Source organism: Streptomyces sp. NPDC017056 (assembly GCF_044332485.1).
In the GTDB taxonomy this organism is placed as follows: domain Bacteria; phylum Actinomycetota; class Actinomycetes; order Streptomycetales; family Streptomycetaceae; genus Streptomyces.
This window is the reverse complement of sequence record NZ_JBIRPD010000022.1, coordinates 132,625-145,839: the sequence shown is the minus strand read 5'-3', so window position 1 is coordinate 145,839 and position 13,215 is coordinate 132,625. Positions and strand designations below refer to the sequence as shown.

General features: G+C 72.6%; 13 protein-coding genes. 10 read left to right on the top strand and 3 right to left on the bottom strand.

Going from position 1 to position 13,215, the window contains the following annotated elements; genetic code table 11:
• The first annotated feature begins 209 nt into the window (after positions 1–209).
• The 4 genes from ACH4OW_RS32400 (at position 210) to ACH4OW_RS32385 (ending at position 3,286) form a co-directional block, all read left to right on the top strand.
• Positions 210–1,460, top strand: coding sequence for a sensor histidine kinase (locus ACH4OW_RS32400; protein ID WP_398031410.1), 1,251 nt, complete (start codon positions 210–212; stop codon positions 1,458–1,460).
• Positions 1,461–1,618: 158 nt separating this feature from the next.
• Complete coding sequence (locus ACH4OW_RS32395) at positions 1,619–2,494, top strand: DMT family transporter (RefSeq protein ID WP_398031409.1); 876 nt, start codon at positions 1,619–1,621, stop codon at positions 2,492–2,494.
• A 58-nt stretch (positions 2,495–2,552) separates the two neighbouring features.
• Positions 2,553–2,741 (top strand): hypothetical protein, encoded by a 189-nt coding sequence (locus tag ACH4OW_RS32390; RefSeq protein ID WP_398031407.1) that lies wholly within the window; start codon positions 2,553–2,555, stop codon positions 2,739–2,741.
• A complete protein-coding gene (locus ACH4OW_RS32385) occupies positions 2,735–3,286 on the top strand; it encodes a GNAT family N-acetyltransferase (RefSeq protein ID WP_360139702.1) in 552 nt (183 codons plus the stop codon). The genes ACH4OW_RS32390 and ACH4OW_RS32385 overlap by 7 nt, the downstream gene beginning before the upstream one ends.
• Here ACH4OW_RS32385 and ACH4OW_RS32380 read toward each other — a convergent pair.
• A complete protein-coding gene (locus tag ACH4OW_RS32380) occupies positions 3,247–4,275 on the bottom strand; it encodes an alpha/beta fold hydrolase (RefSeq protein ID WP_398031405.1) in 1,029 nt (342 codons plus the stop codon). The genes ACH4OW_RS32385 and ACH4OW_RS32380 overlap by 40 nt on opposite strands.
• Positions 4,276–4,488: 213 nt before the next feature.
• Between ACH4OW_RS32380 and ACH4OW_RS32375 the strand changes: the two genes are divergently transcribed.
• Positions 4,489–5,058 (top strand): TetR/AcrR family transcriptional regulator, encoded by a 570-nt coding sequence (locus ACH4OW_RS32375; protein WP_398031403.1) that lies wholly within the window; start codon positions 4,489–4,491, stop codon positions 5,056–5,058.
• Positions 5,059–5,103: 45 nt separating this feature from the next.
• On the opposite strand, the gene ACH4OW_RS32370 is transcribed toward ACH4OW_RS32375, so the two are convergent.
• Positions 5,104–5,835, bottom strand: coding sequence for a TetR/AcrR family transcriptional regulator (locus tag ACH4OW_RS32370; RefSeq protein ID WP_398031401.1), 732 nt, complete (start codon positions 5,833–5,835; stop codon positions 5,104–5,106).
• Positions 5,836–6,000: 165 nt separating this feature from the next.
• Here ACH4OW_RS32370 and ACH4OW_RS32365 point away from each other — a divergent pair, with 165 nt between their 5' ends.
• The 3 genes from ACH4OW_RS32365 to ACH4OW_RS32355 all read left to right on the top strand — a co-directional run bounded on the left by ACH4OW_RS32365 (position 6,001) and on the right by ACH4OW_RS32355 (position 9,683).
• Positions 6,001–7,383, top strand: coding sequence for a serine hydrolase domain-containing protein (locus ACH4OW_RS32365; RefSeq protein WP_398031399.1), 1,383 nt, complete (start codon positions 6,001–6,003; stop codon positions 7,381–7,383).
• 173 nt (positions 7,384–7,556) lie between these two features.
• Complete coding sequence (locus ACH4OW_RS32360) at positions 7,557–7,787, top strand: cold shock domain-containing protein (protein ID WP_360139717.1); 231 nt, start codon at positions 7,557–7,559, stop codon at positions 7,785–7,787.
• 354 nt (positions 7,788–8,141) lie between these two features.
• On the top strand, positions 8,142–9,683 hold the full coding sequence (locus tag ACH4OW_RS32355; protein ID WP_360139720.1) for a SpoIIE family protein phosphatase: 1,542 nt from the start codon (positions 8,142–8,144) through the stop codon (positions 9,681–9,683).
• Between the two features lie 152 nt (positions 9,684–9,835).
• Here ACH4OW_RS32355 and ACH4OW_RS32350 read toward each other — a convergent pair whose 3' ends face one another.
• Positions 9,836–10,297 carry a MarR family winged helix-turn-helix transcriptional regulator gene (locus ACH4OW_RS32350; RefSeq protein ID WP_398031397.1) on the bottom strand — a complete coding sequence of 154 codons (462 nt, stop codon included), beginning with the start codon at positions 10,295–10,297 and terminating at the stop codon, positions 9,836–9,838.
• Between the two features lie 152 nt (positions 10,298–10,449).
• Between ACH4OW_RS32350 and ACH4OW_RS32345 the strand changes: the two genes are divergently transcribed.
• A complete protein-coding gene (locus ACH4OW_RS32345) occupies positions 10,450–10,932 on the top strand; it encodes a DNA-binding protein (RefSeq protein ID WP_398031395.1) in 483 nt (160 codons plus the stop codon).
• 131 nt (positions 10,933–11,063) lie between these two features.
• Positions 11,064–13,202 (top strand): hypothetical protein, encoded by a 2,139-nt coding sequence (locus ACH4OW_RS32340; RefSeq protein ID WP_398031393.1) that lies wholly within the window; start codon positions 11,064–11,066, stop codon positions 13,200–13,202.
• Positions 13,203–13,215: the final 13 nt, after the last annotated feature.

The following is a 13,215-nucleotide window of genomic DNA, read 5'->3' as shown; positions in this document are numbered from 1 at the left end:
GCCGCCGGTGTCCCTCGCTGCCGCAACCCCGGGCCGGCCCGCGCGGCCTCCGGTTTACCGCGGACTTACGGGCACGCTGTGCAGGATGGACAAGGCTTGGCAACTGCCGCGTGCGTTGTGGCATTTGAGGAAGGATCTGCCGTGCGGCTCTTCATCGTCCCGGTATCAGGTGCTGTGTCCGCTTCGCCGGATCACCGGAGCTGAGCGCCGTGACGTCCTCCCCCACCCGGCCGGCACCGACGGTGACCATCCCTCCGAAGCCCGCCCGGAGCCCCCAACCGCTTCCCCGCCGGGTGCCGTGGCTGCGGCCGACCATCCGGATACGGCTCACGCTGCTGTACGGCGGCATGTTCCTGATGGCCGGCATCGTGCTGCTCGCCATCATCTACCTGTTCGTGGCCAACATCCTCAAGAGCGGCATCCCGGAGTTCCGGGTCTTCGGCAGCAACGTCAAGCTCCTCAACCTCGGCTGCCCCGACCTGCCGTCGGTCGGCACGACCGACGAGATCAACGCGGGGATCAGCAACTGCCTCCAGAACCACCGCGCGGAGGCCCTCCGCGACTTCCTCAACCGCTCCCTGCTGGCGTTGCTGGGGCTGACGGTGGTGGCGTTCGCCTTCGGGTACGCGATGGCGGGGCGGGTGCTGTCGCCGCTGGGCCGTATCACCCGTACCGCCCAGCGGGTCGCCGGTTCGGACCTGCACCGGCGGATCAGGCTGGGCGGGCCGGACGACGAGCTCAAGGAGCTGGCGGACACCTTCGACGAGATGCTGGACCGGCTGGACCGGGCCTTCGAGTCGCAGCGCCGCTTCGTGGCCAACGCCTCGCACGAGCTGCGCACGCCGTTGGCGATCAACCGGACGCTGCTGGAGGTGCAGCTCGCCGACCCGGACGCGTCGGTGGATCTGGCGCAGCTGGGCAAGACGCTGCTGGCGACCAACGAGCGCAGTGAGCAGCTGGTGGAGGGCTTGCTGCTGCTGGCCCGCAGCGAGAACAAGATCGTGGACAAGAAACGGGTCGATCTGGCGGAGGTGGCCTCGCAGGCCCTCGACCAGGCGCGCGCGGAGGCGCAGGCCAAGGGCGTGGAGATCCGGGGCGTACGGCAGCAGGCGTTCGTGCAGGGCAACGGCGTCCTGCTGGAGCGCATCGCGCTGAACCTGGTGCAGAACGCGGTGCGCTACAACGTCCCACAAGAGGGCTGGGTTGAGGTGACCACTGAGCCACAGCAGGGGTGTGCGGTGCTGGTGGTCTCCAACACCGGTCCGGCCGTTCCCGCCTACGAGGTGGAGAACCTCTTCGAGCCCTTCCGGCGGCTGCGTACCGAGCGCACCGGCAGCGACAAGGGCGTGGGCCTGGGCCTGTCCATCGTGCGCTCCGTGGTGCGCGCACACGACGGCAGCATCACCGCCACGCCCCGCGAGGGCGGCGGCCTGGTCATGCGGATCTCCTTCCCGGAGTGAGTGCGCGTGCCCGCCGGAGCCCCGGGCCGTCGGCCAGGGGGCCGATCGAGTGATCGGCGGCTCGGTCCGGTGCTGCGGTTCCGGGGCGGCGGGCGGGTCTGGCACGGTGGGAGGGAGTGGCGGCCGGTGACCGCTGCGCCGGACCGCAGGAGCGTTTCGTGTCAGCTGTGCTCTCCGCGCTGTTCGCCCTGCTGACGGCCGTGGCCAACGCCACCGGCACCGTGTTGCAGCGGATCGCGGCCCGCCGGGTGCCGCCGGGCGACGCATTCAGCGTCCGGCTGGTCCGGCACCTGCTGCGCAGCCCGGCGTGGCTGGGCGGGATCGCCGTCATCGTCGGTGCCGCCGCGTGCCAGGCACTGGCCCTGACGCTGGGGTCGCTGTCGCTGGTCCAGCCCATTCTGGTGACCGAACTGCCGTTCACGCTGCTCATCGCCGCCGCGGTGTCGCGGCGGCCGCTGCCGGCGGCCGGCTGGGTGGCGTCGGTCATGGTGGCCGCCGGGCTCGGCCTCGCGCTGGCCGCGGCCGCGCCGTCCGGGGGCGACAGCGAGGCGTCCGCCGGGATGTGGGCGGTGACGCTGCTCGCCTCCGGCGGCGCCATGGCGGTCTGCGTACTCGCCGCCTTGCCGCGGGCCCGCGGCAAGGCACGGGCGGCGCTCTTCGGTTCCGCCTCCGCGATCGGCTACGCCCTGACCGCGACCCTGATGAAGGCCGCGACCGACACCTTCGAACGCGAGGGCGCGGGTGCCTTCTTCGCCTGCTGGCAGACGTACGCCTTCGTGGCGGCCGGGGCGTGCGCGCTCTTCCTGCTGGCCAACGCGATGGAGTCGGGCCCGCTGGTGGCCTCGCAGCCCGCCCTGACCCTGGGCGAGGCGCTGGTCAGCCTGGCGCTCGGGATCATGGTGTACGGGGAGCGGGTGCGCGGCGGCTGGTGGCTCGTGCCGGAGGCGGTCGGGGCGGTCATGGTCACGTGGGGCGTGGTCGTGCTGCCCCGGGCCGACACGGAGGGCACGGAACGGGCCGAGGGCGCGGCGTGAACCGGTCTTGTGTCCAACTGCGCTGCTAGCGTGGCCCGTTGAGTGAGGGGAGCGGGGCGTGACATCGAGTGCGGTTCGTATCGGCGGGGACCTGGAGGTGCGGCGGCCCGGGGCCGGGGCCATGCGGTTGCCGACCGAGCCGGGCGAGCCGACCGAGCCGGGCGACCGCGGCATCGGACAGGCCCGGGCCCACCGCGAGCGCCTCGGCGGGCTGCCGGAACAGGCACGGGACGCGGCGCGATGCTGACCTGGCGGCGGCTCCGCGAGAGCGATTTCCCGCTGGTGCGGCGGTGGCTGGCGCAGCCGCACGTCGCCCGGTGGTGGCATCACGACACCTCGGCGGAGGCGGTGGCACGCGACTTCGGCCCGGCAGCCCGCGGCGAGGAGCCATCGGAGGACCTGCTCGTCTTCCTCGACGGCCACCCCCTCGGCCTGGTCCAGCGCTCCCGTTTCGCCGACTATCCGGCGTACCGCGCCGAGGTGGCCGCCCTGCTCGCGGTGCCCGGCGAAACGGTGACCCTGGACTACCTCGTCGGCGATCCAGGGCAGGTGGGGCGCGGCCTCGGCGCGCACATGATCCGGGCGCTCGTACGGGCGACCTGGCACGACCACCCGCACGCTCCCGCCGTCCTGGTGCCGGTGCCGGCGGCCAACCGGGCGTCCTGGCGGGCGCTGGAGAAGGCCGGGCTGCGCCGCGTCGCGGAAGGCGAACTCGAACCTGACAGTCCCGCCGCCGGCCGCGCCCACTACCTCTACCGGGTGGAACGCCCGGCGGAGCCGGAGGAAGAGTGATCCGCCGGGCCCGGCAGGTGGCCGAGGAAGTCGAGAAGGGCGGCGTTGACCTCGGCGGGACGTTCCTGCTGGGTCCAGTGACCGCAGCCGGGGAGCACCACGCTGCGGTGCAGCTTCGGCGCGACCGTTTCGAGGGACCCGAGAAGTTCCTTGATGCCGTGCAGGGACATCACCATGTCGCGGTCCCCGCCGACGTACAGCGCGGGTACGTCGATGCCGCGGCCCTGGAAGGCCGTGAGCAGCTCGTGGTTCCGCTGGATGTTGCGGTACCAGTTCAGGGGGCCGGTGAAGGCGCGCTCCCCGTGCCCGGCGTAGTCGCGTACGAACGCGTCGATGTCGTCCTCGGTGAGCCAGCCGGGCAGCTGCCGCGGCTCGGGGATCGAGTCGATGAGCGTCGACCCGTCGGGGACGATCCAGGGGCTCGGTGGGTTGTTGGAGGGGCTGTCGCCCGATCCGCTGAACAGGATGCGCCGGAACGTCGACGCCGGGTCCCGTGCCAGTTCCGCGTCGGCGACGCCAGGTTGCTGGAAGTAGACCTGGTAGAAGCCGTCGCCGTACCGCCGGCGGGTGGCCTGCGGCGTCGCCAGGCCGGCGGGCAGCACCGGCGGGACGCTCAGTCCCGCGACGGCCCGTACGACGTCCGGGCGGAGCATGGCCGTGACCCAGGCGACGGGCGCGCCCCAGTCGTGGCCCACGACGACGGCCTGTTCCTCGCCGAGGGCGCGGATCAGCGCGACGACGTCACCGGCGAGGTGGAGCAGGCTGTACGCGTCGGGGTCGCCGGGCTGCTCGCTTCGGGCGTAGCCCCGCTGGTCGGGGGCCACCACCCGGTATCCGGCCTCGGCCAGCGGCCCGAACTGGTGCCGCCAGGAGTACCAGCTCTCCGGGAAGCCGTGCAGCAGGAGGACCAGCGGTCCTTCGCCCTGCTCGGCGATGTGCAGGGTGATTCCGTTGACTTCGACGGCGCTGTGCCGGGGTGTGCTGGTCACTTGTCCTTGTCCTCCCAGACGTACGAGGGCATCGGGCCAGGTGGGAAACCGATCGGTTTCCGCCAGGTGAACCGTAAGCCGGTCGGCCGCCGGAGGACACCGTTCACCATGTCGGCTTCATCACTCGCGACGGAACGGACGTCGCCCGGCCCGACCGGTGGGCCGGTAGACCGGTCGGTTTCTCAACCTTTTCCGCCGCGGTAATCTCCCCGTATGCCCAGTACCGGCAAGGCGTCCACCAGGGACCGGCTGCTCGACGCGGCGGCCGAACTCTTCTACCGCGAGGGCGTCTCCATCGGGGTCGAGACGCTGTGCAGGACGGCCGGGGTGTCCAAACGCTCCATGTACCTGCTGTTCGACAGCAAGGACGAGGTCTTCGCGGCCAGTTTGAAGAGGCGCGCCCCGGCATACGAGGAGCAGCTCGCCCTCCGTGCGGCCGAGCCCGGACCGCCGCGTGCGCGCATCCTGTACGTCTTCGAACGGCTGGAGAAACTCGCGGAGACGGCCGGCTACCGGGGCTGCCCCTTCCTCGCCGCGCAGGTCGAACTGAAGGACCCGGACCATCCGGCCAGCATCGTCGCCGAAGAGGTCAAGCGCCACCTGACCGACGTCTTCCGCGCCGAGGGCGAGCGGGGCGGCGCCCGCGACCCCGCCCTGCTGGCCCGCCAGCTGACCCTGGTGTTCGACGGCGCGAGCGCTCGCGCCGGGGCCAAGGTCGAAAGCCTGCGGGGCCTGGCCGTACACACGGCGGCCACCCTGCTCGACGCGGCGGGCGTGGAGTAACCCGGCCGGCCCGGACCGCCGCCTGCGCCGCCCCGGGGCGGCCCTTCAGTCCTTCAGGCGAGCCGCGATCCCGTCGAGGACGCACGCGAGCCCGCCGTCGAAGTGGTCGTCGCGGGCGCCGCCGGCGCTCTGCCCCCGCTGCGCGGCGTACAGTTCGCGCAGCCGCGGGTACGCCGACACGGCCTGTTCAGCGGCCGGCCACAGGCGTTCCACCCACTCCTGCTCGTCCTGTCCGCTGCGCGCGAGCGCCGTCAGGTGGGCGGCCTCGCTGGTCGAGATGCCGACGATGTACGAGACGAGCGTGTTGAAGGCCCGGTCGGCCGCTTGCAGCGAAAAGCCCGCGTTCTCGAACAGGGCGAGTGCGGCGTCGGTCATCCGCAGCATGTTGGGGCCCAGATGGGCGACCCCGGACTCGCCGAGCACGGAGACGACCCAGGGGTGCCGCAGGAACGCCGACCGCATGCTGTGGGAGCAGGCGACGACGTCCGCGCGCCAGTCCGCCGGGGCGCCGGGTTCCGGCACCGCGATCTCGCCGTACACCTCGTCCACGACCAGTTCGACCAGCTCGTCCTTGTTGGCGACGTGCGAGTACATGGAGGTGGCGCCGGCGTTCAGGCGCGTGCCGAGTTTCCGCATGCTCAGGGCCTCGATGCCCTCGGCGTCCAGCAACTCCAGTGCCGTGGAGACGATCTGCTCCCGGCTCAGCGCCGGCTGGTCCCGCCGCTGCCGCCGCGGCCGGGTCCACACCGACGGGAACGCCTGCTGTTCGTCCGGCATGCGGGCTCCTCTTTTTCGTCCGGGGACTGGCTCGAACAGTGTACGGCTTTACGTCCGCCGTTCGTTGGCCGTACAGTGTGCGGAGCGCCGCACGGTGTACGGCCGACTGGCACCGCACTGCGTCCCGCACGGCGGCACGGCTTCTCCGCGAAAGGGAAATGCCTGATGACATCACCCCGTTTCGACCTCGCCCGCTGGCAGGCCCGGCTCGACGAGCTGCGCGCCGCCCACCACGTCCCGGCCGCGTCCCTGGCCGTTCTCACGGGCGGCACCGTGTACGAGATGGCCGGCGGCGTACTGCACCGGGGCACGGGGGTGGAGGCCACGACCGACTCGGTGTACCAGCTCGGTTCGATCGCCAAGATGTACACCGCCACGCTGGTGATGCAGCTCGCCGAGTCCGGCGCCCTGGACCTGGACGCGCCGGTCGTGAAGGTTCTGCCGGAGTTCGCCACCGCCGACGCCGAAGCCACCAAGACGATCACCCCCCGGCAGTTGCTCAGTCACACCAGCGGACTGACCTGCGACTTCACCCATGACACCGGGCGCGGGGACGACTGCCTGGCCCGCTATGTCGAAGCCGCGAAGGACGTGGCGCTCGACGGGCCGCCCGGGACGTTCTCGTACAGCAGCGTCGGCTACAACGTGCTGGGCCGCATCGTCGAGGTGCTGACCGGCCAGGTGTGGGACGCGGCGCTCAAGGACCGGCTCGTCACCCCGCTGGGGCTCACCCACACCATGACGCTGCCCGAGGAAGCGCTGGGCTTCCGGGCGGCGATGAGCCACCTGGGGGAGCCGGGGCAGGACCCGGACCCGGCCCCCGCCTGGGACCTCATGCCGCGCTCGGCGGGCCCGTACGGCCGCGTCATCGCCAGCGCCGCCGACGTCGTACGGCTGGCGCGGATGCACCTCGACGGCGGCCTCGCGCCGGACGGCACCCGGGTGCTGGCCCCGGAGACCGTCGCGGCGATGCAGGGGCGGGAGACCGACTGCCCCGACAAGTGGACGGTGGCGTCCGACGGGTGGGGCCTGGGCTGGACGCTGTACGACTGGGCGGGCACCCCCGGGTACGGCCACGACGGCGCGTCGATCGGGCAGTACGCGTACCTGCGCGTGGTGCCGGAAGCCGGGGTGGCCATAGCCCTGCTGACCAACGGCGGAGGCGCGCGCCGGCTGTACGCCACGCTCTTCCGCGAACTGCTCGGCGAACTCGCCGGGGTGCGGATGCCGGAGCCCTTCGCGCCGGCCGCACAGCCGCCCGCCGTGGACATCACGCCGTACGTCGGCACCTACCGGCGCGCGGGTGTCGTCATCACCGTCTCCGAGCGCGAGGGCTCACCGCACCTGCTCTACACCTTCGTCGACGGAATGAAGGACTTCTCCCCGCCGCTCGACATGAACCTGGTCCCGGTCTCCGGGACCGTCTTCGCCGCCAACGGGGCCGGCCCCTCGTTCAGCGAGGACTGGATGCCCGTGGTCTTCGCCACCCTTCCGGACGGCACCCCTTGTGTGTACGCCGCCATGCGCGCCGCCCCGAAGGACCGCTGAGCCGCCAGGCACCGGCACAGGCTCCGGAGCGGGGGGCGGCTCGCGCCCCCGTGAAGGCCGGGCCGGGCGCCGGGTGCGAGCTACGTGCGCCCGGCAGTGCGCTCCCTTAACCACCGGTGACGGGGCACCCGATGGGTGTACCGCACCGACCCGGCCCGACAGAGGTGATTGCTGTGCCCCGTGGCATCGTGAAGTGGTTCGACCACGAACGAGGCGCCGGCCTGGTGGCCCAGGCCGACGGGGGGCCGGACGTGCTGGCCTACCGTTCGGCGATCCAGGGCGACGAGCAGGCCCGCACGCTGACGTCGGGGGAGAGCGTCTCCTTCAACCTCGTCGAGGACTTCGAAGGCATCCGCGCGGAGAACATCTACCGCCTTCCCGGCCGGGGCCGGCCCCGGGCCTGACGGCGGCTCCGTGACGGCACCGCCCGCGGCCCGGCACCGCCCGCGGCCCGGCACCGCCCGCGGCCCGGCACCGCCCGCGGCCCGGCAGTGCCGCGGGCCCCGCCTGCCGTGGCGGCATCCGCCAAGCGCAGAAAGACAAGAAACCGGCGGGAAATCGGCAACTCCCGTGCCAGGGGCATCCAAAAGCGAACAACCTCGGTGAGGCGGCGCCGCCCGTGCTCCAATATCCGCACCCTCGCAGAAAAGGGACGGCGAGGGACAGCGGGGACGTATCCGGGCCGGGCGCGGGACGCGTGACGGGAAGCCGTAACTCCTGCGCCCGAAAGCGGATGCGTCATGTGAGGTGAGGCACCAATGACGTCAGTGGAGGCCCTGCGGGGCGCCGCGGGTAAGCAGGAGCTCTTCCGGGGGCTGGTGGAGTGTTCGCAGGACGCGATCCTCATCAAGGCCCTCGACGGACGGATCACCTTCTGGAACGGCGCCGCGCAGCGGCTGTACGGCTACGGTGCGAGCGAGGTGGTCGGCCGGCACATCGGCCTGCTGATTCCACCGGACTTGAAGGAAGAGGAGGCCGAGCTGCTGGAGCGGATCGGCCGGGGCGAGCGGATCGAGCACTACGAGACGCGGCGGGCCACCAGCGACGGCCGGGTCCTGGACGTCGACGTGTCGCTGTGGCCGATCCGCAACCGGCGGGGCGTCATCAGCGCGGTCTGCTCGACCACGCGCGACATCACCGGACGCAAGAAGGCCGAACGGGAACTCGCCGAGCTGTACGCACAGCAGCGGCACATCGCCCTGGCCCTGCGCCTGATGGGAGCCTCCGAACAGACCCCCGGCGCTCGCGCGGCCACCCGCTACCTGCCCTCCACGCAGGGGCAGGGGGTGGGCGGGGACTGGCTCGACCTGATCGACCTGGGCGCCGGACGGGTCGGCGTGATCATCGGGGACGTCATGGGGCGCGGTCTGGACGCGGCCGTGGTCATGGGCCAGCTGCGGTCGGCGGCGCGGGCCCTGGCGCTGGCCGGGACGCCGCCGTGCGAGCTGATCCAGACGCTCGACACGTTCACGCGCGGGCTGCCGGAACAATTCGTCACCTGTACGTACCTGGAGGCGGACCCGACGCTGGGCGAGGTGACCGCCTGTTCGGCCGGCCACCTGCCGGTCTGGCTCATCGCCCCGGACGCCACGGTCAGCGCGCTGCCGGTGCCGACCGGCATCCCGCTGGGCGTGGGCGGCGTCCCGCACCAGGAAGTCCGCCTGCCCCTGCGTGCCGGCACGACCCTGGCCCTGTGCACCGACGGCCTGGTGGAGACGCCGCACAGTGACATCGACGTGCAACTGGGCCTGCTGGCCACCACCTTGGAGAAGGTCTTCACCAGCGCCGAAGATCTTGAGGACGCCGCCGACCAGATCATGCACGCGATGCTGCCGGACACCGCCACGTACTCCGACGACGTCACGCTCCTGCTGGTCGGCTTCCCCACGGCCCTGCTGGACACGGCCACGGCCGAACTGGCCGGCGAGGCGTCCTCCGTGCCGGAGGGGCGGCACTTCCTGCTCAGGACTCTGGGGGCGTGGGGCCTGACCGCGCTGGCCGACACCGCGCTGCTGCTCGCCTCCGAACTGCTGACCAACGCCGTCTGCCACGCGAGGGGGCCGCTGACGCTGCGCATCTGGTACAGCCCCCGCGAACTGGGCGTGGAGGTCACCGACCGCAGTACGCCCCGGCCCCGCGCCCGGATCGCGGACAACGCGGAGGAGAACGGGCGCGGCCTGATGCTGGTCGGTGCCCTCGCCGATGCCTGGGGCACCCGCGCCGAAGCCGTGGGCAAGACCGTCTGGTTCACCCTCCTGACGGCATCGGTGCACGCCGCCGCCGCTGCGCTGACCGGGTGATCGTCGCGGTGCCGGGCATGGCGGCCCGTGCGATGGGCAGTATCGACTCGCTTCGTTCCTCGGGGAAGACGAACGAAGCCCAGGCGGGCCGGGGGCGTTCGGCGGCGAAGAGCCGGTGACGACGGCGCCCCGGTCCGCCGCCCGCGCACCGCTCACCCGCCCAGGGCCGCCGCCATGCGGTCGAGGTCGGCGAGGAGGTCGGTCAGGCGCCGCTCCGGTACCGCCTCGATCATCTGCCGTTCGATGGCGTAGACGGCGGACCTGGCCGCTTCGAGCCGCCTGCCGCCCTCCGGGGTGAGGTGGGCGGGCAGGGCGCGGCCGTGGTCGGTGGTACGGGGCCGGGAGATCAGCCCCGCGTCCTGGAGGCCGCGCAGGACGACGTTCATGGACTGCCGCGTGACGAACGTGCCGCGGGCGAGTTCGGCGTTGGACAGGCCGGGCCGCTCGTCGAGAAGTTCGAGGCACGAGTACTGCGGCACCGTCAGGTCGTGCTCGCGCAGCGCTCTGTCCATGGCGCCGCGCAGCGCCGCCGCCGAGCGTTTGAGGCGGTACCCCACGTGCTCGGTGATGTTCTCGGCGGGGTGGGGCGGCGCCACGGGGTTCTGGTCTTTCATGTCAGGAGCTTGACACAGGGGGGTGGTGTGCGCACAGGCGGAGGCCGGGGCGGCGGGCCGCGTGGCACGTGATGGGCGCAGCATGGCAAGCAAACAAGGTGTTTGCATCGATGCGTTGACAGTGGATTGTGTGCTCGCGCATGCTGGTCCGCATGACGTCGAATTGCGAACAGGACAGTGCCGCCACCGGCTCCGACCCCTTCACGCTGCCGGACGCGCAAGAGGCACGGGCGCGGCGGGTGCACGCGTCGCTGTTCCGCATCGCGGAGCGGCACGCGGCCACCGAGGAGCAGCGGGGGCGGCAGGCGCACCCTTCGATGCTCGGGCCGCACGAGGCGGTGCGGCTGGTGTCGTTCCTGATGAGCGGGGCCGCCCGGTTGGAGGAGGGCGAGCCGGAGGTGGACCGGGCGGACATCACCGCCGCGCTGAGCCTGGTCCCGCTCGTACGGGGAGAGCTGGACGAGCTGGAGGCCGGTCTGCTGCGCATGGCGCGGGGGCGCGGCATGACCTGGCCCGAGGTGGCCTTCGGGCTGGGGCTGGGGACTCCGCAGGCGGCCCGGCAGCGGTACGAGCGGCTGATCAGCCGTATCCACGCGGAAACGGATACGGATACGGAAACGGATACGGAAGGGTGAACGGAGGGGCGCAAGGTGCCGGTGGCACCCCGGCAGGTTCGTCCGGGAGCTTCTCTCCCTAAAGCCCGGGGGCTGCACTAACCTGACGTGTCATCACAAGCCGGTACGGTCGGTGACGCCTCGGGGGGCCCGTGCCTGACGATCTCGGATTCGACAAGCTGCTCGATGACGACGGCTTGGTCGCCCGGCTGCTGGGGAAGACCCGCGCGGGACGCAATCGCAAGCCGCTGTACGGGCCCGACCTGCCCGTGGTCCTGCTCGTCGGCGGGCCCGGCATGGGCAAGGGACGGCTTCTGCGGTGCGTGCGCAACGAGTTCGGGCGCCATGTGCCGACGGCGCACGTCGACTGCGGCCTGACGGTCTACCGGGAGCAGGCCGCGCAGCATCCGCAGACGCGCTCGGTACTGACCGAGGTGCTGCGCGAGGTCGCCCTGCAGTTCGGCGCGTGGCAGGGCGACGGCGGGGCGATCGCGCTGCCGAGGCTGTACGCGGGGCTCGCGGCCGTCGCCGCGAGCGACCCGCTGGCCGACCCGACCACCCTGGTGAGCGAGGTGCAGCGGCACGACGAGCTGCTGCCGCGGGGCTCCTTCTGGCGCGGGGTGCTGAACCGGGCGGGCAGGGCGTACGTCGGTGTCGTCGCCGGGCTGGTGGCACACCCCGGCGCCGTACCGTTCATCAACGCCGTACTCGACGAACTGCTCGCCCGGACCTCCCATGAAGGCAAGGCCCTGCTGGCGGCCTGTTACGGCGAGTATCCGGGCGCGGGCGGGCATCCGAAACTGGGGCTGCATTCGCTGGCCTCCCACTTCCAGCAGGGCGGCGAACCGCGCGAGGTGGCGGAGGGTTTCCTCTTCCGCGCGCTGCGGGAGGACGTCGAGGCCGCCTACGTCTCGCTGGTGGGCCGGCTGTCCCGGGCCGGGCGCCCCGCCCTGCTGCTGGACCACGCGGACAACGCTCTGGGCAGACGGCTGGTCAAGCCGGTGCTGGAGGACCGCGAGCGGGGACTGTACGACCGGCTGGTCGTCCTGGCGACCGCACGGCGCGAGGACGGCGGCCGCTTCCTCCACCATGTCGGCGACGCCGGGGGCGCGGCGGACGACGCGCCCGTCAGCTGGCGGCCCTCCGACGGCGGGCTGCCGCGATGGAGCCGCCCGGCCGGCGGCGTACCGGGTCTCACGCCCTTGGCGCGGGGCGTGCTCCTGGTCCGTATGCCGGTGCTGACGCGGGACCAGCAGTCGCGGGAGACGGCCCGCCTACAGGTGCGGCGGGAGCGGGGCGACAACGCGGCGCAGCTGCGCATCGACAGCGGAATCCACCGGCTGAGCGGCGGGCGCCCCCGCTTCGTGACCCGGCTGGGGGAGGCCACCGCGTCACTGGCCTTCCGGGACTCCGGCGACGACACCGACTGGGCCCTGCTGGAGGCCCGGGTGCGCGCGGGCGAGGGCGCGGAGGGCCGGCCGGTGGCGGACCTCCTGCTGGACGACCTCGTCGGCCGGCAGCCACCGGAAGGGCTCCCGCCCGAGCAGCGCGGCCACTGGCTGGACCTGCTCAGCCACCTGTCGGTGGCGCACGACGCGGAGTGCGCACAGGTGCTGATGCGGGAGGTGCAAGGGGGCCGGGACGAGCGCCTGTCCGCGTACCGGATCGCCGAGCTGCTGCGGGACAGCGGCTGGCCGCACTGCCCCCGGCACTTCATCGGCGACCTCGGCCTGCGCCGCCTGCTCATGCGGCGCTTGTACCGCCTGCGGCCAGGCGGAGCGGCCTGGCGCGGCGACCAATCCCTGCTGCGGGACCACTACCGCGCACTGGACGACGACGCGGCCGACGAACTCTTCGGCTCCGCCGCCGCGCACGGCATGCACCACCACTTGGCCGCCGCCGACGCGGACACGGTCACCGACTACCTCGACCGTACGTTCCTCACCCGCAGCGCGCGGGACTGGTGCGCGGAACTGCTGGCCATCGCGGAGGCGCCGCTGCTCGGCGGTACCGACGACCGGCGCGCCCGCGCGCTGGGCGAGACCGAGGTGGCCGGAGACGTGCGGCGCAAGCGCATCGACCGGCTGCTGCACGCCGTACGGCTGTGTGAGGACCGTACGCAGCCCGTCGACGAAGCCGTTACCGACGCCCTGCCCAAGCTGCTGGAACGGCTGGGGGAGGAGCAGGCGGCAGGGGCCGGCGTCCTGACCCACACGGCGCGCGACTGGGGCGACCGGCTCGCCGGCAAGCAGCCGCTCAGGCCGTGTACGTGCACGAGACACATCGGGTAGGGGAGGGAGCGGC

What these genes read in the sequence shown, in the direction of transcription:
- ACH4OW_RS32375 (WP_398031403.1), top strand. Translation starts at nt 4,489, where the DNA reads ATGCCCAGTACCGGCAAGGCGTCCACCAGGGACCGGCTGCTCGACGCG.
- ACH4OW_RS32345 (WP_398031395.1), top strand. Translation starts at nt 10,450, where the DNA reads ATGACGTCGAATTGCGAACAGGACAGTGCCGCCACCGGCTCCGACCCC.
- ACH4OW_RS32370 (WP_398031401.1), bottom strand. Translation starts at nt 5,835, where the DNA reads ATGCCGGACGAACAGCAGGCGTTCCCGTCGGTGTGGACCCGGCCGCGG.
- ACH4OW_RS32355 (WP_360139720.1), top strand. Translation starts at nt 8,142, where the DNA reads ATGACGTCAGTGGAGGCCCTGCGGGGCGCCGCGGGTAAGCAGGAGCTC.
- ACH4OW_RS32365 (WP_398031399.1), top strand. Translation starts at nt 6,001, where the DNA reads ATGACATCACCCCGTTTCGACCTCGCCCGCTGGCAGGCCCGGCTCGAC.
- ACH4OW_RS32350 (WP_398031397.1), bottom strand. Translation starts at nt 10,297, where the DNA reads ATGAAAGACCAGAACCCCGTGGCGCCGCCCCACCCCGCCGAGAACATC.
- ACH4OW_RS32385 (WP_360139702.1), top strand. Translation starts at nt 2,735, where the DNA reads ATGCTGACCTGGCGGCGGCTCCGCGAGAGCGATTTCCCGCTGGTGCGG.